Raw genomic sequence first — 22,887 nt, 5'->3', positions numbered from 1 at the left:
GACGACTAGCTTCGTTTTACGCCGGGAAGCCGGTCGACGAGCCAGCCCAGCCGGGCCACCGTGGTATCGAGCGGCTCCACGACTTCGGCGAGCCGCTTCAGGCTCGGCAGGGTCGCCGCGATGGAGTTGGCACCGTGGGCGATCTTCTCGGCAGACGTGTCGATGCCGGCCGCGGCCTCGGTCAACGTGGTGATCTGGCTGGCGATCAGTTCGGCGTGCCTGTCGATGCCCGCTGCGCTCTCGCTCAGGGCGGCGATGTTGTCGGCGATGAACTGCGCGGATTTCCGGAGTTCGGCGACATCGTCCATCAATGCGAACACCGCTTGGACGAGGGTCTTCGGCCCGCGCTTCCGTTTGCCGGAGGAAGCCTCAGCTCCGTCTGCCTGCGCCATGACTCACGCCTTCCGTTCGACAGGAGCCCCCTTGTCCTTGGCCTCCTGCTGGTACTGCCGCAGCTCGGCACGCACCGCTTCATCTAACGCGCGGTCAAGGCTAGCGTGAGCAGAACGGCGAGATACACGGCGCATGGCATCGATGAGGTCGGCGGCCCAGGCAAGTTCGACGTCGTTGCTGGGATACCAGCCGGTCCCGCGCTGCCGAACCACCTCGGTGTGCCCGGCCCGGGTCATGGCGCGGGCCGCTTCGTCGAGCTTCTTGTCGACCGCCGTGGTGGTCTTGAGGATCGCCGCCAACGGCATCCCGCGGGAGATGAGCTTGGCGAAGTCGTCGATCACCCGCCGGTCCGGGACCAGGTAGGAGTCCTTCTCGTCGGTCGGCTCGATGATCCGGCCCGAAACGAGCCGGCGCAACGTCGCGCCGTCGAGCCGGCCCAGCTGCATCTCCAGCTCCTGGCGCGTCATGGTCTGCGCCTCGGGATTCGACCACGGCGCGATCACCAGCTCCTCGAGATCGGCCAGGTCCAGCACCTCGACGAGCCCCTCACCGCGCTGCAGGCCGGTGAGGAACTTCAAGATGTGCTTGACGGTGAAGCCCTCGCTGAGCAGCCGGACGATCGCCTGCAGCTGGCTCAGGTGCCGGTCGGTGTAGATCGCGACCCGGCCCCGGCGCTGAGGCCGGGGCAGCAGGCCGTTCTCCTGGTAGACGCGGACGTTCCGGGTTGTCGTCCCCGCTTCGCGCGCGAGGTCGTCGATCCGGTACTCAGCCACCAGCGGATTCTATGCGGTCAGGACCGAAGCACTGCTGGTCTGTGCAGCAGTGATCTTGAAGTCGTGCAGATTGACCGTCTTCAGCTGGTTGACGTACTGGGTGGCGAACCCGGGGAACATCGTCGCGTTGAAGCCGTCCTCGGTCAGGTACCAGCTCTGGCAGCCCGAGTTCCACGTCGTGGACTGCAGTCGCTGCTGGATGTCCTCGTTGTACCGGGCCTGGACCTCGGGCCGGACGTCGAGCGACTTCCACCCGAACTGCAGCAGCTTGGAGATCGCCTCGACGATGTAGTCGATCTGCGCCTCCATGTACACCAGCGCGGAGCTGTGGCCGGGTCCGGAGTTGGGTCCGAACGTGAAATACAGGTTGGGGTAACCGGATACCGCGACGCTGCGGTAGGCATACGCGCCCCGGCTCCATTCCGCGGCGAGCTCCCGGCCGTCGATACCGATGACGGGGAACGGGGTGCCGGCCTTGGACACATCGAAACCGGTGGCGAAAACGATGGCGTCGAATTGGTGCTCGATGCCTTCGACTGTCCGAATCCCCTTGGGCGACAACCGTGCAATGGGCCACGTGATGAGCTTGCAGTTGTCGGCCTGCAGCGCCGGGTAGTAGTCGGCGGTCATCAGCAGCCGCTTGCAGCCGGCCGAGAAGTCGGGGGTCAGCTGGCGGCGCAGCCACGGATCCTTCACCTGCAGGCGCAGATTCGCCAGGCTCAGTGCCTCGACCACCCGGGTGAACGGGCTGTCCCACACCACACCGAGCGCCACCGACTCGTGTCCCCAGAACCACGCGGACCGCGCGAGCTTCTCGGCGAACGGCACGTCCTTGTAGATGCGCTTCAGCCAGCCGCTGGTCGCGCCGTTGATGCGCGGGATCACCCAGCCGGGCGTGCGCTGGAACACCTTGACCGACTTGGCGACCTTGATCAGTTCCGGGACGATCTGCACGCCACTGGCGCCGGTACCGATGACCGCGACCTTCTTGCCGGTGAAGTCGTAGTCGTGATCCCAACGGGCACTGTGGATCTTCTTGCCTTCGTAGGTCTCGATGCCTTCGATCTTCGGGAAGCTGGCGTTCGCCAACGGTCCCGAGGCGACGATCACGGCGCGCGCCTGCACCGGTTCGCGCCCCTCGAAGTTGACGGTCCACTCCCCCGCCACCTCGTCGTACTCCACACCGGTGACGTTGTGGCCGAAGCGGATGTGCGGCGCGATACCGAACGACTCCACCATGCTGTCGATGTAGCCGAGGATCTCGTCGCTACCGGAGTAGGTGTGCGACCAGTCCGGGTTCGGCGCGAAGCTGTAGGAATACAGGCGCGACGGGATGTCGCACGCCGCACCGGGATACGTGTTGTCGCGCCAGGTGCCACCGACCCGGGTGCCGCGCTCGAAGATCTCGAAATCGGTGATGCCCTGGTCTTTGAGCCGGATGGCGGCTCCGATGCCGGCGAAGCCCGCACCGATGATCGCTACAGAAATGGTCATTCGTGAATTCCCTTACGCAACCGGCTCGTAGGTCAGCTCGTCCGACCAGGTCGGCGTGTACTTCACCAGCGGCATCGGGATGGCGCCGGTGACCACCACCAGCGAATCGGCCAGCCAGTGGTACTTCGAGGTACGGTCGATGACCTTCTTGGCGTGCCACGAGATGAACCGGTACATGGGCACCCGGCGCGCGAAAGCGCTTCGCTCACCGACACTTTGGAACCGCCGCATGGCCTGGTACAGGCGTTCCTCGTTGACGCCCATGGCCACGATGTTGTCGCGCATCTTGTTGAGCAGGGGGAAGTAGCTCAGCGTGCCGACGATCAGTGCCGGGTTCATCCAGCTGCCGACGAAGTCGACGACCAGCTTGCGCATGTCGGCGTGGCCGAGGATGTCCATGACCTCGAAGTCGACGGCGAGGTGTCGCGACTCGTCGGAGTTGATGCGCTTGAAAACCTCCTGCGCCACCGGGTCTTTGACCTCATCGGTGATGAATTTGATGAGTGCGCCGTCCAGTGCCACCTCCAGCATGGGGATGACGGTGCCGAGGATCGACAGCGACATGCCGTCGGAGAACTTGTCGAGCCAGGTGATCACCAGCTGCACATTGACGCTCGGCGGCGGGACCTCGTCGTTCTCGAGCATGCCCCAGCGCCGCATCAGGGCCAGCTCGGCGTTGGCGTGCTTCTGCTCCTCGGCGTGGAAGTGCTCGTAGATGCTCTTGAGCGTCGGGGTCGGGGCCTTGCGGGCCAGTGCGGCGAAGCCACGGGCGCCGACGTTCTCGATCCACATCAGATCGGTCATGAACGGCTTGAGCTTGGCCCACAGTTCCGGCTCGATCAGTTCAGCACCCGGTGCGTCCCAGTCGATGTCGGCCAGGGCCCACTGCTTGTCCTTGATCTTCTGCAGCATGTCGTCGAGATCCATTGCCATGATGGGTTCCTTTCAGTCCTTGGGAAGTACGCGACCGAGCAGTCCGGCACCGCGGACGTACAGGGCCGGGAAGTGTCGCTTGAGGTGCCAGATGACGGTGGCGTCGATCTGCGGCACCACGTAGAGCCGGCCGCCGTCGTGCGCGTCCAGCGTGCGGGCGGCGACGTTGTCGGCCGACAGGCCGGTCCAGCGGGCCAGCTGCTGGCTCAGGCTCATCGAGCCGGGGGTGATGCGGCCGTCGGTGAAGACGTTGGTCTTCACGAAGGTCGGGCACAGGACGGTGACGGCGACGTCGGTGCCGTCGAGTTCGGCGGCGAGGGTTTCCGACAGCGACATCACGCCGGCCTTCGACACGTTGTAGGCCGCCATCGACGGCGCGGCGGCGAATCCGGCGGCCGAGGCCACGTTGATGATGCCACCCCGGCCGGCTTCGCGCAGCAGCGGCGTGAAGACCTCACAGCCGTACACCACACCCCAGAGGTTGATGCCGAGTGCCCAGTCCCAGTCCTCGAAACCGATGTCGCCCACGGGCTTTCCGCCGATGCCGACACCCGCGTTGTTGATCACCAGCGTCGGCGCGCCACCGAAGATCTCCTGCGCCTGCTTGGCCAGCAGCTCGATGGCGGTGCGGTCGGCGACGTCGCACTGCACGGCGTGGCCCTTGCCGGTGGGCAGCTGGTCGATCAGCGCGACGGTCTCTTGCGCGCGCTCCATGCTGATGTCCGCGCAGATGATCTCGCCGCCCCGGCGCGCGAGCTCGAGCGCGAACGACCGCCCGATCCCGCTGCCGGCGCCGGTGACGACCGCCTTCGCCTTGTCCGAACGGCGTTCGCCGCGAAAGACATTCAGAATCGTGTCGAGGCCGATCATCAGCACACCTCTTCGAGTTCGTTGGATCGCTTGTAGGCATCGGCGATGAAGGCCGCGGCGCGGCGCAGCGCCGGGGCGGCCTCGGGTGCCAGATGCGGCAGGGCCTGGAAGACGTGCACCATGCCGGGCCAGACTTCGAGTGTGCTGACACCACCGGCGCGGCGCAGCTCGGCATCGAGGTAGCGGGCGTCGGCGCGCAGCATCTCGAAACCGCCGACCTGAATCAGGATGGGCGGCAACTGGTCGGCCTTGGCGAAGTCGAGGCGCAGCCGCGGATCGGCCAGGTTCTGGCCCTGGGTGTACAGCCCGACCATGCGCGCAGCCGCCGTCGCCGACATCGCCGGGTCGCGGTACGACGCCTTCTCCTGCTCCAGAGCCAGTCCGAGCGTCACGTCGATCAGCGGCGAGAACAGCACCACGCCCGCGGGCCGGAAGTCCGGGTCGCCGGCGTGCGCCAGCAGCATGTCGCAGGTCAGGTGACCGCCGGCGGAGTCGGCGCCCATCACGATGTCCGAGGCCGCATAGCCCTCCGACAGCAGCCAGCGGTACCCGGCTTCGACATCCTCGGCTGCCGTCGGGAAGCGGTGCTCGGGGGCCAGGCGGTAGTCCACGACGAACATCGGCAGTCCGGTCGCCTCCGACAGGCGGGCCACCAGCTTGCGGTGGGTGCGCGCCGAGCAGATGACGTACGCACTGCCGTGCACGTAGTAGCCGGCGCGGCGGCCGAATTCGACACCCGGGCCGAGGACCCATTCGCCCCGCAGGTCCGGTGTGCGCACCGGGATGATCCGAGTGCCGCCGGGCATGGAACCGAAGGTCTCCATGATGGTCGCGATCAGCCCGCGGCCGAACCAGACACCGGGCGTGTTCATCGGGATGACGCTGGTCAGATTGCCCAGGGTCCAGCGGGTCACCGTGGCCGAGAGCGCGGCGCGCAACGTTGCGCGCGTGGGTACTTCGGGCAACGTTGCCCGATCAGTTTCCGTCACGGCAACTAGGTCATCATTAACTGTGCCATTTGTCAATGGCACAGTTGGCGGCGACAATCTGACCTGGTCCCACAACGGAAGGCATTTTCATGACCGCATCGACAGCGTCCAGGTCACACGAGTTGACCGTGGTCGACGTGATCAGCGAGACCCCCGACGCCGTGTCGCTGGTCCTTGCAGCCAAGCACGATGCGCGCCAACACTTCGCCTACGAGGCCGGCCAGTTCCTGACACTGCGCATCCCGGCGCGCGACGGCGCGGTCTCGCGGTGCTATTCACTCTCGAGCAGTCCGTCCGCCGACGAGCATCTCAAGGTGACCGTGAAGCGCACCTCGGGCGGCCTCGCCTCCAACTGGCTGTGCGACCACGCCAAGGCCGGAATGACGCTGGAATCACTCACGCCCGCAGGCGCTTTCACTGTCCGGCCGGCGGACAGCGAGCTGATCTTCGTCGCCGCCGGCAGCGGCATCACCCCGGTCATCTCGATGATCCGCGCCGTGCTCCTGCAGTCCGGCCGCCGGGTGACGCTCGTCTATGCCAACCGCGACCGCGAGTCCGTCATCTTCGACGCCGAGCTGACGGAACTCCTTGCGGCACATGCCGACCGGCTGACCCTCATGCACTGGCTCGAGTCGGAGTCCGGCCTCCCCACCCCGGCCGGACTGCGCGCCCTGCTGCCCGCGATGCCGGGTGCCGATACCGCCGCCTATCTGTGCGGCCCGGCAGCATTCATGGACGTGGCCGCGGCGGCCTTGCACGATGCCGGCGTCGCCCGCGAGCACGTGCACCGCGAGGTCTTCGTATCGCTGACCACAGACGCTTTCGCCGCACCGGAGCCGGTGACCGATGCCGCCCCGGACGGCCAGGCGGCGACCGCGACCGTCGAGATCGACGGCGACACCCACGAGATCAGCTGGCCCAGAACCGAGGTGCTGCTCGACACCCTGCTGAGCAAAGGTATCGACGCGCCCTACGCCTGCCGCGAGGGCAACTGCGGCGCCTGCGCGTACACCCTGCGCCAGGGCGAGGTGAGCATGCGCGTCAACGACACCCTCGACGACTACGAACTCGGCATCGGCGTCCGGCTGGCGTGCCAGTCGATACCCGAATCCGACCATCTGACAGCGGTTTTCGACCGCTGATCGGCGGTCACGCCGCGTTGTCGGCGCCGGGCTCCGTGGCGTAGGTGCCCGGGTTGAACATCGACGCCACCGCACCGAGCAGCATCATCACGGCGGCCGCGCCGAATACCACGACCAGGCCCGAATGGAACGGCTCGGTGATCAACTGCGGGAAGAAGCTCTGACCCGTCAGGGTGGCGGCATTGACACCGGGCTGTTGCAGGGTGTGGAACGGCGCCAGCAATTCGCCCATGGGGTTGTAGCCGAGGAAGGCCGCGAACAGGCTGCCCACCGGCGGCAGCTCGGCCACCTGCTGCGCGACGTCAGCCGAAACCCCTTGCTGCTGCAGGCCACTGGACAACGCGGTCGGCAGCGTGCCGGCCAGCCCGACGACCATGAGCGAGAAGAAGATACCGATCGACAGCGAGCTGCCGGCGTTGAAGAACGTCGACCGCACGCCCGATGCCGCGCCGCGCTGCGCGGCCGGCACGCTGGACATGATGGCCGCGGTGTTCGGCGCGGTGAAGATACCGCCACCGACGCCGTTGAGGAACACCAGCAAGGCGAATTCCCAGTACGCGAAGTTGACCGGAATGAGCAGCAGCGCAACGAAAGTCACGGCCATCAGCAGCATGCCGCCGACCGCCAGCGGCCGCGCGCCGAAGCGGTCGGACAGGCTGCCTGCGACGGGTGCGGCCACCAGGAAGCCGATGGTCGCCGGCAACAGGTAGATGCCCGCCCACAGCGGCGTCGATTCGAAGTCGTAGCCGTGCAGCGGCAGCCAGATGCCCTGCAGCCAGATGATGAGCATGAACTGCAACCCGCCACGGCCCACCGACGACAGCAGCCCCGCCAGGTTGCCCATGCCGAAGGTCGCGGATTTGAACAGCCGCATGTCGACCATCGGCGACTCGACCTTGAGCTCGATGATGCAGAACACGACCAACAGCAGCAGGCCCACGCCGATGGAGCCGAGGACAGCGGGGCTGCCCCAGCCGGTGGGCGAATCACCGTACGGCTGAATGCCATACGTGATGCCGAGCAACAGCACCGTCAGGCCCAGACCGAAGGTCACCGTGCCGGCCCAGTCCAGCTTGCCGGGCGACCGGGTACCCAGCTCACGCAGCGAGCGGTAGCTCCAGATGGCGCCGATCACGCCGATCGGGATGCCGACCCAGAACACGGCCTTCCACTCCCATTCCGAGAGGAAGCCGCCGATCAGTAGGCCGAGGAACGATCCGGCCACGGCGGCCACCATGTTCACGCCGAGTGCCATGCCACGCTGGTTGGCCGGGAAGGCGTCGGTCAAGATCGCCGACGACGACGCCATCAGCATCGCGCCGCCGACACCCTGGATCACCCGCCAGGCGATGAGCCAGACCGCACCGCCGCCGAGATGGAACGGATCGAACGACAGCGCGACGGCCGCCAGCGTGAAGATGACGAAACCCAGGTTGTAGATGCGGACCCGGCCGTACATGTCGCCGAGCCGGCCGAAGGGCACCACGAGCACTGCGGTCACCACGAGGTAGCCCATCAGCATCCACAGCAGGTAGCTGACGTTGCTCGGCGCCAGCGGGTTCAGCCCGATGCCCCGGAAGATGGCCGGCAATGAGATCAGCACGATCGACGCGTTGATCGTGGCCAGCAGCGTGCCCAGTGTCGTGTTGGCCAGGACGACCCACTTGTAGCGCGGGTGGTCGTGGTCCATCTGGACGCGTCGGCGTGCGGTTGCCGCGAGGGCGGTGTCGGGCTGCCCGGTGAGCTCGGTGTCAGTCGTCATCAGTCGGTCTTCGCTCCAATATCAGAAAAACATATGTTAGCTATACAAACGACCTCATGACAATTCGATTCCCAGTCACCGAACAGCCGAAACGGCGGGCATGGGCACGTACCGCCACACCCTTGCCTTCCAGCGAGCATCGACTACGGTGAACTACGTCCGCGCGGGAGCGCACACCTTGGTGCGCTGAGAGGACGGCTGGATGGCGCCGTCGACCGTATGAACCTGACCGGGTAATGCCGGCGTAGGGAGTAAGCAGATGACTGCAATTGCTGTATTCAACGACCTTTCCTGCGGCCCCATCCAGGGCAGCACGAAGGTGTACCGGGAGCTTCCCGACGGTGGCAAGGTCCCGTTCCGCCGGGTCAACCTGACCACCGGCGACCACCTCGACCTGTACGACACCTCGGGTCCGTACACCGACGAGAACGCCACCATCGACCTGGAGAAGGGCCTGCCGGCCCGTCCCGGCGTCGTCAAGGACCGCGGCACGCAGCTGCAGCGCGCCCGCAACGGTGAGATCACCGCCGAGATGGCGTTCATCGCCGAGCGCGAGGGCCTGCCCGCCGAGCTGGTGCGTGACGAGGTCGCCCGCGGCCGCGCCATCATCCCGGCCAACCACAACCACCCCGAGCTCGAGCCGATGATCATCGGCAAGGCCTTCGCCGTGAAGGTGAACGCCAACATCGGCAACTCGGCCGTGACCTCGTCCATCTCCGAAGAGGTCGACAAGATGGTGTGGGCCACCCGCTGGGGCGCCGACACGATCATGGATCTGTCCACCGGCAAGGACATCCACCAGACCCGCGAGTGGATCCTGCGCAACTCCCCCGTCCCCGTCGGGACCGTGCCGATCTACCAGGCGCTCGAGAAGGTCAACGGCGATCCCACCAAGCTGACGTGGGAGCTGTACCGCGACACCGTCATCGAGCAGTGCGAGCAGGGCGTCGACTACATGACCGTCCACGCCGGCGTGCTGCTGCGCTACATCCCGCTGACCGTCAAGCGCGTCACCGGCATCGTGTCGCGCGGCGGCTCGATCATGGCGGCGTGGTGCCTGGCGCACCACCAGGAGTCGTTCCTCTACACGCACTTCGAAGAGCTCTGCGACATCCTGCAGCGCTACGACGTCACCTTCTCCCTCGGTGACGGCCTGCGTCCCGGCTCCATCGCCGACGCCAACGACGAGGCCCAGTTCGCCGAGCTGCGCACCCTGGGCGAGCTCACCAAGATCGCCAAATCCCATGGCGTGCAGGTCATGATCGAAGGCCCGGGCCACGTCCCGATGCACAAGATCGTCGAGAACGTGCGCCTGGAAGAGGAACTCTGCGAGGAGGCCCCGTTCTACACACTGGGCCCGCTGGCGACGGACATCGCGCCCGCGTACGACCACATCACCTCGGCCATCGGCGCGGCGATCATCGCCCAGGCCGGGACCGCGATGCTGTGCTACGTCACCCCCAAGGAGCACCTGGGCCTGCCCAACCGCAAGGACGTCAAGGACGGGGTGATCGCCTACAAGATCGCCGCGCACGCCGCCGACCTGGCCAAGGGTCACCCCGGCGCGCAGGACCGCGACAACGCGCTGTCGCAGGCCCGCTTCGAGTTCCGCTGGCACGACCAGTTCGCGCTGTCGCTCGACCCCGACACCGCTCGCGAGTACCACGACGAGACGCTGCCGGCCGAGCCCGCCAAGACGGCGCACTTCTGCTCGATGTGCGGGCCGAAGTTCTGCTCGATGCGCATCACGCAGGACATCCGCGACGCCTACCCGGACGGGGTCGCCCCCGATTTCGCGGACGAGATCGCCCAGGGCATGGCAGAGAAATCCCAGGAGTTCGCTGACCACGGCAACCGGGTGTATCTACCCTTGGCTCCGTGAACCTCTTGCCCTTGACCCCGCCGGGCAAAACGCCGCTGCGGGTGATGACCATCGCCGGCTCTGATTCCGGCGGCGGCGCCGGCATCCAGGCCGACCTGCGTACCTTCGCGATGCTCGGCGTGCACGGGTGCGTCGCCGTCGCCGCGGTGACGGTGCAGAACTCGGTGGGGGTCAAGGGTTTTCATGAGCTGCCGCTCGACATCATCAGCGGGCAGATCACCGCGGTCGTCGATGACATAGGCATCCAGGCGGCCAAGACCGGCATGCTGGCCTCGGCCGACATCATCGGCGCGGTCGCGGAGACATGGAGTTCGCTCGACGGTGACATCCCACTCGTCGTCGACCCGGTGTGCGCGTCCATGCACGGCGACCCGCTGCTGCACCCGAGCGCGCTGAATTCGGTTCGCACCCAGCTGTTTCCGATCGCCACCCTGGTCACCCCGAACCTCGACGAGGTCCGGCTGATCACGGGCATCGACGTGGTGGACGCGTCGACCCAGAAGGATGCCGCCAAGGCCCTGTACGACCTGGGCCCGAAGTGGGCCCTGGTCAAGGGCGGCCACCTGCGCTCCAGCGATCACAGCCCGGACCTGCTGTACGACGGCAACGAGTTCTACGAATTCACCACCGAGCGCATCGACACCGGCCATGACCACGGCGCGGGCGACACGCTCGCGGCGTCGACGGCTTGTGCGCTGGCGCACGGCTTTTCGGTGCCCGACGCGGTGGCGTTCGGCAAGAGCTGGGTGACCGAATGTCTGCGGGCGGCCTACCCGCTGGGCCACGGCCACGGTCCGGTCAACGCGCTGTTCAGGTTGCAGGCATGAGCCTCGACGACATCGCGGGCATCGCGCACGAACCCGACGGGACGCCGACGGGCGTCGTGCTGCTGACGCACGGCGCGGGCGGTAACCGCGACGCCCCACTGATCATCCGCATCTGCGACGAATGGGCCCGCCACGGCTGGCTCGCGATCCGCTACAACCTGCCCTACCGGCGGCGCCGCCCGAAGGGTCCGCCGTCCAACTCGGCGGCCTCGGACCAGCAGGGCATCGTCGAGGCGATCGAGCTGGCGCACACCCTGACCGACGGCCCGGTGATCGCCGGCGGACATTCCTACGGCGGCCGGATGACGTCGATGGTGGCCGCCCAGGGCGCCGACCTGGCGGCCCTGACGCTGTTCTCCTATCCCCTTCACCCGCCCGGCAAGCCCGAGCGGGCGCGCACCGAGCACCTGGGCCAGATCGAGGTCCCCACAGTGTTCACGCACGGCACGGCCGACCCGTTCGGCAGCATCGATGAGCTCACGGCCGCCGCCCAGCTGATCCCGGCACCCACTGAGCTCATCGAGATCACCGGGGCCCGCCATGACCTGGGATCCAAGACCGTGGACGTCCCTGCGCTGGCGGTCGCCGCGGCCCTTGTGTTCGTGGCCCGAAGCGGTACCTGAGGTACCGTCTGAATATGACGACGCAGCAGTACGACGCGGTCATCGTCGGCGCGGGATTCGCCGGTATCGGTGCGGCCATCCAGCTCAAACGCCTCGGGATCGAGAACTTCACCATCCTGGAGCGCGAGGACGACCTCGGCGGCACCTGGTACGTCAACCACTATCCAGGTCTCGCGGTCGACGTGCCGACGACCACCTACTCCTACTTCTTCGAGCCCAACCCGAACTGGTCGCGCCTGTTCACCCCGGGACCGGAGATCAAGCGGTACGCCGACGATGTCGCGGCCAAGTACGACGTGCGGCGGCACATCCGGTTCAACGTCGTCGTCAACGGCGCCCGCTGGGACGAGGAAGCCGCGCTGTGGCGCATCAACATCGCCGACGGCGAAACCCTCAGCGCCCGCTATCTGATCACCGCCACCGGCTTCCTGTCGCAGCCGAACATCCCGGCGATTCCGGGCATCGAGACCTTCGCCGGCCGCGTCATCCACACCACCGACTGGGATGACGACTACGACCCGGCCGGCAAGCGCATCGCGGTCATCGGCACCGGCGCCACCGCGGTGCAGTTGATCCCCGAGCTGGCCAAGACCGCCGCCGACCTGACGGTGTTCCAGCGCACGCCCATCTGGGTGGTGCCCAAGATCGACCCGCGCTTCGGCGCCCGGGCGAAGAAGATGTTCGCCCGGTTCCCGTTGACGCAGCGCGTGCTTCGCTGGCTCACCGACTCGATCTACGAGGTCATGGTGTCCGTCGGGGTGCGGCACTACGGCACGTTCCGCGGCCGCTTCAACATCTCGGCCTCCGACCTGTCGAAGATGCACCGCTTCTTCGTCATCCGCGACAAGGAGCTACGGCGCCGACTCACCCCGGACTACGACTTCGGTTGCAAGCGGCCGACTTTCAGCAACGGCTACTACCAGGCCTTCAACCGGCCCAACGTGCACCTGCAGGACGCCGGCATCGACCGGATCGAGGCCGACGGCATCGTCGGCAACGACGGCATCAAGGTCGAGATCGACACACTCGTGCTCGCAACGGGTTTCGATCTGTGGGAGGCCAACTTCCCGGCCATCGAGGTGATCGGCCGCGAGGGCCGCGATCTCGGAAAGTGGTGGCGCGAAACGCGTTTCCAGGCCTACCAGGGCGTGTCGATGCCGTACTTCCCGAACTACCTGAGCCTGGCCAGCCCGTACGCGTTCCTGGGATTGAACTTCTTCAACACCATGGAATACCAGATGCGGTTGATGGACCGGCTTTTCACCGAGGTCAAGAAGCGCGGTGCGACGACGTTCGAGGTCACCGAGGAAGCCAACACGGCGTTCCTCGACCGGATGACCGAACTGCTCGGCGACTCGCTGTTCACCCTCGGCAACTGCGCCAGCGCCCACTCGTACTATTTCAATCCCGCGGGTGAGCCCACGCTGCTGCGCCCGTCGTCGACCGAGACGGCGATCCGGGAAGCATCCGAATTTCCGTTGAGCGACTACAAGATTTCGTGATCAGAGAGGACCACAGGTGACCGACGCCGCTGAGAACACCGCTGGAAAGAAGGGCCTGCTGGCCGGGATCGGCCTGGCACTGGCCGGACTGGCGCACTTCGTCAAGCCCGACCTGTTCAAGGGCATCACCGCCACGGCGTTCCCGGACGACATCGACAAGCACCTCAAGGTCAACGGATCGATCGAGACGGCGCTCGGCGTCGGCCTCATCGTGCCGCAGACCCGCAAGCTCGCGACCGTCGGCGTGATCGGGTACGTCCTCTACCTCGCCGCGAACGTCGCCCGCAACCGCTAGGCGCGGGCCGGCAGGTGCTTGGACCAGCCGGCCGCACAGATCACCGTGCACACTGCCGCCAGTAGGCCGACCACGGTGAGCATCGCCGGGTAGCTGACGTAGTGGGCCAGCGCGGCGAGCACCGCCGGCAGCAGGAAGCCGACGTACGCCAGCGAGTAGTACACGCCGGACACCCCGGCCAGCTCGTGCGGTTTGGCGATGCGCTGAATCTCCAGCAGCCCCGACACGATGGCGATGCCGTAGGCGCTGCCCAGCAGCATGGCCACCAGCACCGCGACGGCCGGCGAGCGCGTGACCGCCGTGGCGACCGCGGCGAACACGCCTGCCGACATCAGCACCATCGACACCACCACCGCGCGGGCGCTGGAATGGTCGTCCAGCCGCCGGGCGACGGGCTGCACCAGCACGCCACACGCCAGCGTCAGTACCGTCAGGCCCGCGGTGTACAGCAGCGCCCAGGAGCCGAGCCGGTCGGCGACCAGCGCCGGCACGATGGCATACGCGATGGCCGCCGAACCGAACACCCACGGCGCCATCGGGGCGACCACGCGGACGAAGCGGCGGTGCGTCGCGGCCGGAACCCGCAACTGCGACAACAGGTCTCCGCTGACCCGCGCAGCCCGGGTCTCCACCGTCCGATACCGCACGAGCCACAGCGCGGGCGCGCACAGCGCCGCCTGCACCAGGTACGTCAGTGTCAACGGCAACGGCGCGAACTGCGCCAGCAGGCCCGAGCACAAGGGACCGATCGCCAGGCCCAGCGACAGCCAGATCGAGGCCCGGCGCGCGCCGGCACCGGCGGCGGCCGAGTCATACGGCGACGCGGACAGCTCGGCGATCCAGGTCGAACCGACGGCCATCGCGACACCCACGCTGAGACCGCAGAGCAGCCGGCCCACGAAAAGTGCTGGGAATCCGCCCAATCCGCCGGTCGCGAGAATCAGACTGCCGACCGCCGAACTGATCAGCCCGGCGATCATCAGTGGGCGCCGGCCATAGCGGTTCGACATGGCCGCCGCGACCAGCAGACCGGGGATCAGGCCGAGCACGTACGCGCCCAGCAGGACGTCGACGTCGACCCGGGAGTAGCCGGCGCGGTGCACATACTCGATCAGCATCGGGGTGAATTGGTTTCCGCCCCAACCGATGCAGAAGACGCCGGCGGCGACGGCGAGCCATGGCTTCACACGGGCGCGGCTCATCGCAGCACCACCTCGTACGTCGACTCGAGGTGCGCCAACAGGTGGGCGTCGAACGCCGTCGCGTCGCGGACGTCGATGGCCCGGGCCAGCTCGGCGTGCTCGGCGATGAGCCGTTCGACGAGCGTCTGGTCGGCCTGCACGGCGTCGGCCATCATGCGGCGTTGCCGGTCGCCCAACGAGCCGTAGAACCGCTGCGCGATGCAGTTGCCGGCGGAGTCCACGATGTGCCGGTGGAAGGCATCGTCGAGTTCGGCGAAGCGCGCCAGGTCGGCAGCCGCGCCGCGCTGCTGGTCGATCAGCCGGACCAGTTCGGCAGCCGCCGCCTGCGCGGTGGCCTCGGAACGGCAGAGCCTGCGCACAGCACTGCCCTCCAGCGCCAGGCGCATCTCGAGCAGGTCGGTGGCCTCACGCGGTGGGATCGGTACGACGACCGCGCCCCGCCGGGGTAGCAGGTCGAGAAGGTCCTCGGCCGCCAGACGCAGGAAGGCCTCGTGCACCGGTGTCCGGCTCACGCCGAGCTCCGCCGCGACTTCGACCTCGCTCAGCAGCTGCCCGCCCTTGACCGCGCCGACCAGGATCTTGCTCTTGGTGTCACGGTAGGCACGCTCGCCGGCGGGGGTCTGATCGATGGCCACCTGACGACAGTAGCAACTTGCATGCAAGCTTGCATACAAGCAGTGACCGACCTAACTCAGGCCTGGTCAGTGCTGCTGCGGCCCGAAGCTGTTGAAGCCGCCGCGCTCGCGCGGCTGCGGCTGGTAGACCGTCGATGTCTGCACCGACGTCGACGTTTCCGTCGAGGTCTGCACCGACGTCGAGGTCTCGGTCTGCGTCTGGGTCTCGGTCTGGGTCGCCGTCTCGGTGTTGGTCACGGTCTCCGGAGCGGGTGCCGGCGCCTGCTGCTGACCGCCGCCACCCGCGCTGCCGCCACCACCGCCGTGGTGCTGCTTGGCCGTCGTCGTGGTGGTCGTGGTGCTCGACGGGGTGACCGTCACAGTGGCCGGCGCGTTGTTGCCCTGCGAACCACAGGCGACGGTCAGCCCGCCCATGGCCACGACGGTCACGGTGCCGGCGACGGCCGACCAACGGCGATAGGTGCTCTTCATGGGCACCATTACTAACCCGGCAACCTGGCAACCGGACTCACAGGAACGGCGATTCCGGTTATGCAGTAGCTGTGAAACTTGGCTACTTGCCTGCTTGCCGGTGTCGTTCGTCGTGCAACGGCACGCCGTTGGGGCCGGTGAGCGACTGCGCGTATGTGCCGACCGCAAACGCGACGGCAGGTCCGGTCACGGCCAGCGCGGCGCGGTTCAGCTGCTCGACGCTATCGCCCTTCGGCCCATACCCGGGATCGAAGGCGGCGCCCACCTGTCCGCCCCACAAGCGCGCCTGGATCGGCGATTTGCGCTGCGACGTTCCCGTCGAGATGCCGCCGACCGGAATCCCGGCGGTGAGGAACGGACCGTAGCCACTGCCCAGGTCCATCGTCATGTCCGCGGGCCGCTTCCCTGCGAGATATAGGTATCCGGCCAAGGTGCGCTCGAGGCCCGCCGACCCGGCGGGCACCGCGTCGAGCGGGATCTCAGGGTTCGCCTGACCGGACTGGTCGCCGTCGAACGTGAAGAACCCGGCATTGGGTGAACCCAGGATGTCGAAATCCAGATACAGCGCAATGTCATTCAGCGGTTCGGCGGCCAACCCGCGCACGTACTTGGTGGCGCCTTCCTGACCCACGGCGCCCGAACCCCAGAACGTGAACCGCACCGCGTTCTCGATCTTCGGCGAGCCGCCCAGCGCTGCGGCGGTCTCCAGCAATGCGGACACCCCGGTTGCCGCGTCGTTGATGCCCGCGCTCGTCGGCGCGCTGTCGAGGTGCGCGCCCGCCAATACGACGCTGTGCTGATCGCCGGTCTTGGTCTGAGCCAGGACGTTTCGCGATTTCACACCGGCGTTCTTGGCGTCGAGGGTGAGCTTCACCGGGCTGTTGGTTTTCAGCAGCACGGCATCGGCATCCTTGCCGATGATGCCCACCGGCGTGTTGAGGTGTTCGTAGTAGCCGGGGCTGAACAGCCCGCGCGGGGCTCCGTTCGCGCTGGGCGGGCTGACCACCAGCACCGCGACCGCGCCGCGAGCCACCGCCGCATTCTGCTTGTCGACCACCGAGCACACCGCGTCGTCGACCACCGCGATGGCTCCCCGCAGGTTGAGGGTGCCGTAATCGTCCGGCGCACAACCGGCCGGCTTGACCGGGTGCAACGTCGGCGCGGTCAGGCCGCCGGGCGCCGTGGATGTCAGCAGCGAGGCCTGCACGACCCCCCACCGGCGGCCACCGACGTCGAGGACCGGATTGCCGGGGGCACCGCGTTCCACGCGCACATACTCGGGGGTCTGAACGTCGAACCCTTTGTCCCGCAGCAGGTTCGCGACGTAGTCGACGCTGGCCTGGTAGCCGGGGGTGCCGTCGGCGCGGGTGCCCTTGTTCTCCGCCGCGATGGCCGCGAACTTCCTCAGATGGGTGTAGATGCCGTCGGTGCCCACCCGGCCGGCCAGATCGCGCGCGAGGTCGGGCGCGGGCGGCGGCGGCGGGGCCGGTGGCTGCGGCGGTGGTGCGCACGACGCCAGAACAGCGGTCAGCAGGCCGGCGGCCAGTGCCCGCCTCATGATGCCGAGACCACGTGCCGGGTCCGGTCATCGCGGACCGGAACGCCGTTGCGGCCACTCAAATCCTGGGCGTACCGACCCACCCCGAAAGCCACTCCACGGCCCATGATGTCCATTGCCGTGCGGTTGATGTGCGCCAAGTCGTCCGTCTTCTTGTGGTAGTTGGAGTCGAAAGGTTTTCCGGCGGTACCGCCCCAGAGCCGGGCCTGCTCGTCGTTCATGTTTTCCTCGTCGCCGGTGCCCAACCCGCCGGCCGGGATACCGGCCTTGGTGAAGGCGTCGTAGTCCGACCGTCCGTTGAACGGGTAGTCCTGAGGCGGCTTACCGGCATCGGACAGATACGCCGTGAAGGTGCGATCGATTCCCGCCGAGCCCTCCGGGATACGCGGCACCAGGTCGTCGGCCAGCGGCGGGCCGGACAGGTTGCCGTCGTAACTGAAATAGCCGGCGTTCTCCGAGGCCAGCATGTCGAAATTCAGATACAGCGCAATGTCTTTGAGCGCCTCGACGTCGAGGGATTCGATGTATCGGTCAGAGCCGATCGTGCCCTCCTCCTCGGCGCCCCAGAACGCGAACCGCACCGCGTTCGCGATTTTCGGGGCGCTGCCCAACTGCAAAGCCGTCTCCAGGACCGCGGCCACGCCGGAGCCGTTGTCGTTGATCCCGGGCCCCTCCTTGACGCTGTCCAGATGTGCACCGACCATCACGACGTCATGCTCGGATCCCGTCTTGGTCTGGGCTATCACGTTGCGGGTGTGCTCAACCCGCACACCGGCGTCCAGCTTGAGGGACACCGGCCCCGGGGCGGCCCGAAGCCGAGCCCCGGCCGCCTTCGAGATCAGTACCGCGGGAATCTTCACCGTCGCCTTGGCGCCAAGGGTGCCGCCGCGCCCGGGGATGCCCGCGTCGTCGACATCGTCCTTGTTGTCGGCCACCACCAGCGCGACCGCGCCGTGGACTGCCGCGGTCGCTTCCTTCACCGCGAAGGGGCACGTGCCGCGGTCCACCAGCGCGACCGCGCCCTTGATCGGCAGGCCGTCGTAATCGGCACTGTTGCAGCCTGATCCGGGGCCGCCCTTGACCGGCACCAGCGGCGCCGTGAGCCCCGGCGTGCCGACCGAGTACTCGAGCGCCCGCGTCGGTATCCGCGTGCCGGCGACCGACAGCTCGGGCGTGTTGTTGTAGGCCACCTTGACTTCCAGGTCCGGGGTGGCGACATCGAAGCCCTTGTCGCGCAGTGCATCCGCGACATAGTCCACGCTCGCGTCGTAACCGGGTGTGCCGAACGCGCGGTTCCCACCGTGGGCGTCGGCGATGGCCTGCAACTTGGCCAGGTGGCCCATGGTCGCCTCGACCGTCACACTCTTCGACAGGTCCCCGGCGAAGTCACCAGCCGCGGGCTCTGATCTTCCGCACCCCGAGATCGCGGCCGCCAGCACGAGCGCGAACGCGACAGAGGTGCGGACCATGGGCACCACCGTAGCGTGCAGGCTCACAGAAACCGATGCACCGGGCCAGATGGCGAAGCTGGTGGCCGTTCCCGAACGCCCGCAGTGGATGAGCTGAACCGTTTCGGTGGAAGCGCAGCAAACATCAACCGAAATCGGGTATACGGATTCAGTGGACAATCCACCCGGGCCGACCATCTGCCTCAACATGATCGTGCGCAACGAAGCACACATCGTCACCGAGGTGCTCGATGCGGTCGCGCCCTATATCAGCTACTGGGTCATCGTGGATACCGGCTCCGCCGATGGCACCCAGGAGACGATCCGAAATCACATGGCGCATCTCGGAGTCCCCGGGGAGGTCCACGAACGCAGATGGCGCAATTTCGGCGAAAACCGTTCCGAAGCACTGCAGCTCGCCCATGGCCACAGTGACTACATCTGGGTCATGGACGCCGACGACACCGTCCGCGGCCGGCCCGACTTCACGCACCTCTCCGCCGATGTCTACTCCATGCGGATCAGCGACGGGCTGCTGTACTGGCGACGCCAGCTATTTCGCGATGGACTCCCGTGGCGATACGTCGGCGTGGTCCACGAATACGCCGACTGCACTGAGCCGTTCCACGAGGAGCGCCTCGAAGGCGACTACTTCATCGAGTCCCGCCGACTCGGCGCCCGTAACAACGATCCGCGAAAGTACGAGCGGGATCGCGACCTGTTGCTGGTGGAGGTGCAGCGCGACCCGACGAACGAACGTTCGGCCTTCTACCTCGCCGAAAGCTATTTCAACCTGGGTGATTTCGCCAACGCCCGAATCTGGTCGGGCCGGCGCGCCGAGATGGGCGGCTGGGACGAAGAGACGTTTTACGCCCTATGCCAGGTGGCCCGGTCGATGTGCCGCCTGGGCGAACCGTGGCCGCAGGTCTTGGATGCTTACCTGCGGGCTTGGGCGTTCCGGCCTACCCGCGCTGAGCCGCTACATGCCATCGCCGCCGAGTACCGTGCCCGGGGCGAGTATCAGCTCGGTTATCTCTTCGCACGATGCGCAGCGGAGATACCGCTTCCGGAGGCAGACATCCTGTTCGTCGATTCGTCCGTCTACCAATGGCGTGCCCTCGATGAACAATCCGTCTGCGCATCATGGACCGGCCGGCACGCAGAATCGTTTGCGTTGTGCCGTCAGCTGCTCGCCCGTACTGACATCAACGGCGAGGACCGCAGCCGAATAGCGAGGAACCGCGATCAGTCCGTTCCGGCGCTGCTCGAAGCCGCGTCGGCATACCCTGAAGCATTGGTACACAACATGTCCAGCCACCAGCGGGGTGCCGCGGTGACGATCAGCCTGATCGCGGGACCGGACATCCGAACAACCCAACTGGCGCTCAACACATTCATGAACTGCTGTCTGGACGTAGGCCAGGCACATCGATTCCTGGTGCTTGACACCGGTCTCGCCGGCCGAGACCGGGCACTCTTGTTGGAGCAGTACCCCTTCCTAGAATTCGTCGATCACACCCCTCGACGGAACCACTGGCAGAACTCAGCGCACTGCGCGAGCACATCAATGGCCGCTACTGGTTCCATCTCGACCAGGGGTGGCTGTTCTTCGCCCCCGAGAATTTGGTCGGCAGGATGCGGGCAGTCCTCAACGCCGAGCCGACCGTCGTTCAGGTAGGCGTCAACTTCGCTGACGCACAATCCATCTCCGGCGTGTACGCACGAAACGACATAGTCTTGCGGACCGCTGAAGGCCACCGATACGTCGTCGTCGATGACGCCACCCGCGGTCCGGCGATGATCGACCTATGGCGTCTGGACGCCAAACCCGCAGCTGGGCCACGAACAACCGCCCTTGACGAGGTGTTCTGCATCAAGGGCGGTTGATCGTTCGCGGTTTATCCGCCGGCGCCACCTGCACCGCCGGCACCTCCACCGCCACCGGCACCACCAGCGCCGCCGCTCACACCGAACGTCGCATGGCCCGCGGAGCCGGTGCTGCCCGCGCTGCCGGCAGCACCTGTGTGTCCGGCGCTTCCTGCCGCACCCGCAGTGCCACCGGCGCCAGTGGCGCCCGTACTTCCGGACGCGCCGGTCTTTCCGGGCGTTCCGGCTGCGCCGGTGCTGCCTGTCGCTCCGGTCGCGCCTGTCGCACCCTTCGCTCCGGTGGCACCTGTGCTGCCGGCCGTGCCGCCGGACCCAATTCCCAAGCCGCCCAACAAACCGCCACCACCGCCGGCGCCCGCAGCGCCGCCGGTACCACCCGTGCCGCCCACGCCGCCCTGGCCGCCCTGGCCGCCGTTGCCTCCGGCACCAGGCGCACCGCCGGCCCACCGGTTGCACCGCCGCCACCGGCACCACCAACGCCGGCCGCGCCGCCGGTACCACCCGTACCGCCGGTGCCACCCTTACCACCCGCACCGCCGGTGCCACCCGCACCACCTGCGATCGCGAAGGGCAGCGGGGCAATCGGCGAGATGCCGTCGCCACCGGCGCCACCGGTACCGCCGGTGCCACCGGTACCGCCGGTACCACCCGTGCCACCAGTCCCACCGGAACCGCCCGTGCCGCCTGCGCCACCATTGCCGCCTGCGCCACCATTGCCACCATTGCCACCCGTGCCGCCGGTGCCACCCGAACCGCCGGTGCCACCGGTTCCGCCGGTGCCACCAATACCGCCGTCACCACCTTGGCCGCCGCCACCGAACAACGTGAGCAGGCCGGCACTGCCACCGGCACCACCGGCACCGGCCGCAGTACCCTGCAGACCCGTCCCACCGGCACCACCGCCGCCGCCGGAGCCGCCCGGCGTACCGGCACCACCGCCGCCGCCGGAGCCGCCCGGCGTACCGGCACCACCGGTTCCGCCGGTGCCACCGGTTCCGCCAGTGCCACCGGTACCACCAGTGCCGCCTGAAGCACCCGCGCCACCCGCGGCGCCCGCACCACCGGTGCCACCAGTGCCGCCCTTCAACCCGATCAATACAAAGTCGCTGCCCTTGGAGCCGGTCGCGCCGGCAGTGCCCGCAGTTCCCGCGGTGCCCGCGGTACCTGCCGCGCCGGCTGCGCCTGCGGCTCCGGTAGCGCCGGTCGCACCTGCCGTACCGGTCGCACCGAAGCCACCTGCGCCGCCATTACCGCCCTTGCCGCCGGTCCCGAACAGCCCGAGCAGACCCATGTTTCCGCCCTTGCCGCCGTTACTGCCGGCCAGGACGTCGGTGCCGTCGGCGCCGTTGCCGCCTCGGCCGCCACTACCGAACAGCAGACCTGCTGCGCCGCCGTCACCGCCGTTGACTCCTGCATCGGTGCTGTCCCAGCCTGCGCCGCCGTCACCGAACAAGATGCCACCGGCTTGGCCGTTCGGGTGCGCAGCCGTACCTGCCGCGCCGTTACAGATCAGACCGCACGGACTGTCCAATGGGTCCGGCGTCGTCGGGGCGAACGGCTTGATGAGCGCTTTCGGTCCCGGCGGCGACGCGTTCGCCCCGAACAACCCGGTCAACCACCACAAGGGGTTGTTCGGATCCTGCGCAGGCGCCAGCGGGAAGCTGAAATCGGTGAGTTCAACCGCTCGCGGCGACGCTGTGAGCGCGTCCACCGCGCCTGGCGGAATCGCCATTACGATGCCGGCACTCGCGGCTGCGACGCCCAAGGCACCGGTCGCGAGATAATTGACGGACCTCAAGGTCCTGCCGGACTTTTGTTTGCGATGCTTGGACACGATCGAATCCCCTTTGGATTCAGAGCGTTTTGCCGCCCCGCGCTCGGCCTATTGGAAATTACCATGTTTGCCCACTAGCCAACAGATTCCTCAAAAAATCCGCATAAACGCACGTGGAGTGCTGATATTGCTACTGCATAGTAAATATTTGCAGTTTGCAGGAAGAAGGTTTATTAACTATCGCGATTGAATATTTTTAATCGGTCTCATACGCCTCATGCGCCACTCCATGTTCTCCGCTACACGAAAATGGAAACGCGCGGCAGAGAGTCGACTTTGCAAACAAATCTGGCTCTTCATGATTGACGGTGTAGTTGGGGTCTGAATCCGCCGGTTTCGAGTAGGGATCGGGCGATGTAGTGGGTGA

General features: G+C 67.2%; 20 protein-coding genes, 1 pseudogene and 1 riboswitch. Of the genes and pseudogenes, 8 read left to right on the top strand and 13 right to left on the bottom strand.

The features are described from left to right. Window positions 1–5 precede the first annotated feature (5 nt). Genes ACJH6H_RS03865 through ACJH6H_RS03840 form a run of 6 tightly spaced genes read right to left on the bottom strand, consistent with a single transcriptional unit; the run spans window position 6 to window position 5,452 of the window. Window positions 6–392, bottom strand: coding sequence for a hypothetical protein (locus tag ACJH6H_RS03865; RefSeq protein WP_061004475.1), 387 nt, complete (start codon window positions 390–392; stop codon window positions 6–8). A 3-nt stretch (window positions 393–395) separates the two neighbouring features. Next, window positions 396–1,166 carry a MerR family transcriptional regulator gene (locus tag ACJH6H_RS03860; RefSeq protein ID WP_318987000.1) on the bottom strand — a complete coding sequence of 257 codons (771 nt, stop codon included), beginning with the start codon at window positions 1,164–1,166 and terminating at the stop codon, window positions 396–398. A 9-nt stretch (window positions 1,167–1,175) separates the two neighbouring features. Further along, a complete protein-coding gene (locus ACJH6H_RS03855; RefSeq protein WP_212807120.1) occupies window positions 1,176–2,660 on the bottom strand; it encodes an NAD(P)/FAD-dependent oxidoreductase in 1,485 nt (494 codons plus the stop codon). Window positions 2,661–2,672: 12 nt separating this feature from the next. Beyond that, window positions 2,673–3,593 (bottom strand): ferritin-like domain-containing protein, encoded by a 921-nt coding sequence (locus ACJH6H_RS03850; RefSeq protein WP_212807121.1) that lies wholly within the window; start codon window positions 3,591–3,593, stop codon window positions 2,673–2,675. A gap of 12 nt (window positions 3,594–3,605) precedes the next feature. Continuing rightward, on the bottom strand, window positions 3,606–4,463 hold the full coding sequence (locus ACJH6H_RS03845; RefSeq protein ID WP_346415970.1) for an SDR family NAD(P)-dependent oxidoreductase: 858 nt from the start codon (window positions 4,461–4,463) through the stop codon (window positions 3,606–3,608). Continuing rightward, entirely contained in the window at window positions 4,463–5,452 is a 990-nt protein-coding gene (locus ACJH6H_RS03840; RefSeq protein WP_212807123.1) for an alpha/beta hydrolase, read from the bottom strand. The genes ACJH6H_RS03845 and ACJH6H_RS03840 overlap by 1 nt, the downstream gene beginning before the upstream one ends. 89 nt (window positions 5,453–5,541) lie before the next feature. On the opposite strand from ACJH6H_RS03840, the gene ACJH6H_RS03835 reads away from it, so the two are divergent. Next, a complete protein-coding gene (locus ACJH6H_RS03835) occupies window positions 5,542–6,594 on the top strand; it encodes a 2Fe-2S iron-sulfur cluster-binding protein (protein WP_406774272.1) in 1,053 nt (350 codons plus the stop codon). Window positions 6,595–6,601: 7 nt separating this feature from the next. Here ACJH6H_RS03835 and ACJH6H_RS03830 read toward each other — a convergent pair whose 3' ends face one another. Next, window positions 6,602–8,356: an MFS transporter gene (locus ACJH6H_RS03830; RefSeq protein WP_406774271.1), complete on the bottom strand. Its 1,755-nt coding sequence runs from the start codon at window positions 8,354–8,356 to the stop codon at window positions 6,602–6,604. Between the two features lie 153 nt (window positions 8,357–8,509). Further along, window positions 8,510–8,625, top strand: a riboswitch (TPP riboswitch). On the opposite strand from ACJH6H_RS03830, the gene thiC reads away from it, so the two are divergent. The 5 genes from thiC (at window position 8,616) to ACJH6H_RS03805 (ending at window position 13,485) form a co-directional block, all read left to right on the top strand. Next, window positions 8,616–10,238, top strand: a complete 1,623-nt coding sequence (thiC, locus tag ACJH6H_RS03825) for a phosphomethylpyrimidine synthase ThiC (RefSeq protein WP_406774270.1) — start codon at window positions 8,616–8,618, stop codon at window positions 10,236–10,238. (Overlaps the previous riboswitch by 10 nt.) After that, window positions 10,235–11,065, top strand: coding sequence for a bifunctional hydroxymethylpyrimidine kinase/phosphomethylpyrimidine kinase (gene thiD, locus ACJH6H_RS03820; RefSeq protein ID WP_406774269.1), 831 nt, complete (start codon window positions 10,235–10,237; stop codon window positions 11,063–11,065). The genes thiC and thiD overlap by 4 nt, the downstream gene beginning before the upstream one ends. Next, window positions 11,062–11,688, top strand: coding sequence for an alpha/beta family hydrolase (locus tag ACJH6H_RS03815; protein WP_406774268.1), 627 nt, complete (start codon window positions 11,062–11,064; stop codon window positions 11,686–11,688). Before thiD ends, ACJH6H_RS03815 begins: the two co-directional genes overlap by 4 nt. A 14-nt stretch (window positions 11,689–11,702) precedes the next feature. Further along, window positions 11,703–13,190 carry a flavin-containing monooxygenase gene (locus tag ACJH6H_RS03810; RefSeq protein ID WP_406774267.1) on the top strand — a complete coding sequence of 496 codons (1,488 nt, stop codon included), beginning with the start codon at window positions 11,703–11,705 and terminating at the stop codon, window positions 13,188–13,190. Between the two features lie 16 nt (window positions 13,191–13,206). After that, window positions 13,207–13,485, top strand: a complete 279-nt coding sequence (locus ACJH6H_RS03805) for a hypothetical protein (protein ID WP_082934923.1) — start codon at window positions 13,207–13,209, stop codon at window positions 13,483–13,485. On the opposite strand, the gene ACJH6H_RS03800 is transcribed toward ACJH6H_RS03805, so the two are convergent. The 5 genes from ACJH6H_RS03800 to ACJH6H_RS03780 form a co-directional block, all read right to left on the bottom strand. Further along, window positions 13,482–14,687: an MFS transporter gene (locus ACJH6H_RS03800; protein ID WP_406774266.1), complete on the bottom strand. Its 1,206-nt coding sequence runs from the start codon at window positions 14,685–14,687 to the stop codon at window positions 13,482–13,484. The genes ACJH6H_RS03805 and ACJH6H_RS03800 overlap by 4 nt on opposite strands. Then, entirely contained in the window at window positions 14,684–15,322 is a 639-nt protein-coding gene (locus ACJH6H_RS03795; protein WP_406774265.1) for a GntR family transcriptional regulator, read from the bottom strand. The genes ACJH6H_RS03800 and ACJH6H_RS03795 overlap by 4 nt, the downstream gene beginning before the upstream one ends. A gap of 66 nt (window positions 15,323–15,388) precedes the next feature. Further along, a complete protein-coding gene (locus tag ACJH6H_RS03790) occupies window positions 15,389–15,793 on the bottom strand; it encodes a hypothetical protein (RefSeq protein WP_406774264.1) in 405 nt (134 codons plus the stop codon). A gap of 82 nt (window positions 15,794–15,875) precedes the next feature. Next, complete coding sequence (locus ACJH6H_RS03785) at window positions 15,876–17,351, bottom strand: M28 family peptidase (protein ID WP_406774263.1); 1,476 nt, start codon at window positions 17,349–17,351, stop codon at window positions 15,876–15,878. Further along, a complete protein-coding gene (locus ACJH6H_RS03780; protein WP_406774262.1) occupies window positions 17,348–18,820 on the bottom strand; it encodes a M28 family peptidase in 1,473 nt (490 codons plus the stop codon). The genes ACJH6H_RS03785 and ACJH6H_RS03780 overlap by 4 nt, the downstream gene beginning before the upstream one ends. Window positions 18,821–18,926: 106 nt before the next feature. Here ACJH6H_RS03780 and ACJH6H_RS03775 point away from each other — a divergent pair, with 106 nt between their 5' ends. Further along, on the top strand, window positions 18,927–20,477 hold the full coding sequence (locus ACJH6H_RS03775; RefSeq protein ID WP_406774261.1) for a glycosyltransferase: 1,551 nt from the start codon (window positions 18,927–18,929) through the stop codon (window positions 20,475–20,477). Window positions 20,478–20,536: 59 nt separating this feature from the next. Further along, window positions 20,537–20,686, top strand: a complete 150-nt coding sequence (locus ACJH6H_RS03770; RefSeq protein WP_234785527.1) for a hypothetical protein — start codon at window positions 20,537–20,539, stop codon at window positions 20,684–20,686. A gap of 11 nt (window positions 20,687–20,697) precedes the next feature. On the opposite strand, the pseudogene ACJH6H_RS03765 reads toward ACJH6H_RS03770, so the two are convergent. Beyond that, window positions 20,698–22,418, bottom strand: a pseudogene (locus tag ACJH6H_RS03765) (PGRS repeat-containing protein). Between the last annotated feature and the right edge of the window lie 469 nt (window positions 22,419–22,887).

Source organism: Mycobacterium sp. SMC-21 (assembly GCF_045310825.1).
Taxonomy (GTDB): Bacteria; Actinomycetota; Actinomycetes; order Mycobacteriales; family Mycobacteriaceae; genus Mycobacterium.
This window is presented reverse-complemented; position numbering and strand designations above follow the sequence as displayed.

Excerpts from the sequence above, each read along its gene's own strand:
- ACJH6H_RS03865 (WP_061004475.1), bottom strand. The coding sequence starts at position 392 with ATGGCGCAGGCAGACGGAGCTGAGGCTTCCTCCGGCAAACGGAAGCGC.
- ACJH6H_RS03855 (WP_212807120.1), bottom strand. The coding sequence starts at position 2,660 with ATGACCATTTCTGTAGCGATCATCGGTGCGGGCTTCGCCGGCATCGGA.
- ACJH6H_RS03850 (WP_212807121.1), bottom strand. The coding sequence starts at position 3,593 with ATGGCAATGGATCTCGACGACATGCTGCAGAAGATCAAGGACAAGCAG.
- ACJH6H_RS03845 (WP_346415970.1), bottom strand. The coding sequence starts at position 4,463 with ATGATCGGCCTCGACACGATTCTGAATGTCTTTCGCGGCGAACGCCGT.
- ACJH6H_RS03835 (WP_406774272.1), top strand. The coding sequence starts at position 5,542 with ATGACCGCATCGACAGCGTCCAGGTCACACGAGTTGACCGTGGTCGAC.
- ACJH6H_RS03830 (WP_406774271.1), bottom strand. The coding sequence starts at position 8,356 with ATGACGACTGACACCGAGCTCACCGGGCAGCCCGACACCGCCCTCGCG.
- thiC (WP_406774270.1), top strand. The coding sequence starts at position 8,616 with ATGACTGCAATTGCTGTATTCAACGACCTTTCCTGCGGCCCCATCCAG.
- ACJH6H_RS03815 (WP_406774268.1), top strand. The coding sequence starts at position 11,062 with ATGAGCCTCGACGACATCGCGGGCATCGCGCACGAACCCGACGGGACG.
- ACJH6H_RS03810 (WP_406774267.1), top strand. The coding sequence starts at position 11,703 with ATGACGACGCAGCAGTACGACGCGGTCATCGTCGGCGCGGGATTCGCC.
- ACJH6H_RS03800 (WP_406774266.1), bottom strand. The coding sequence starts at position 14,687 with ATGAGCCGCGCCCGTGTGAAGCCATGGCTCGCCGTCGCCGCCGGCGTC.
- ACJH6H_RS03790 (WP_406774264.1), bottom strand. The coding sequence starts at position 15,793 with ATGAAGAGCACCTATCGCCGTTGGTCGGCCGTCGCCGGCACCGTGACC.
- ACJH6H_RS03785 (WP_406774263.1), bottom strand. The coding sequence starts at position 17,351 with ATGAGGCGGGCACTGGCCGCCGGCCTGCTGACCGCTGTTCTGGCGTCG.
- ACJH6H_RS03780 (WP_406774262.1), bottom strand. The coding sequence starts at position 18,820 with ATGGTCCGCACCTCTGTCGCGTTCGCGCTCGTGCTGGCGGCCGCGATC.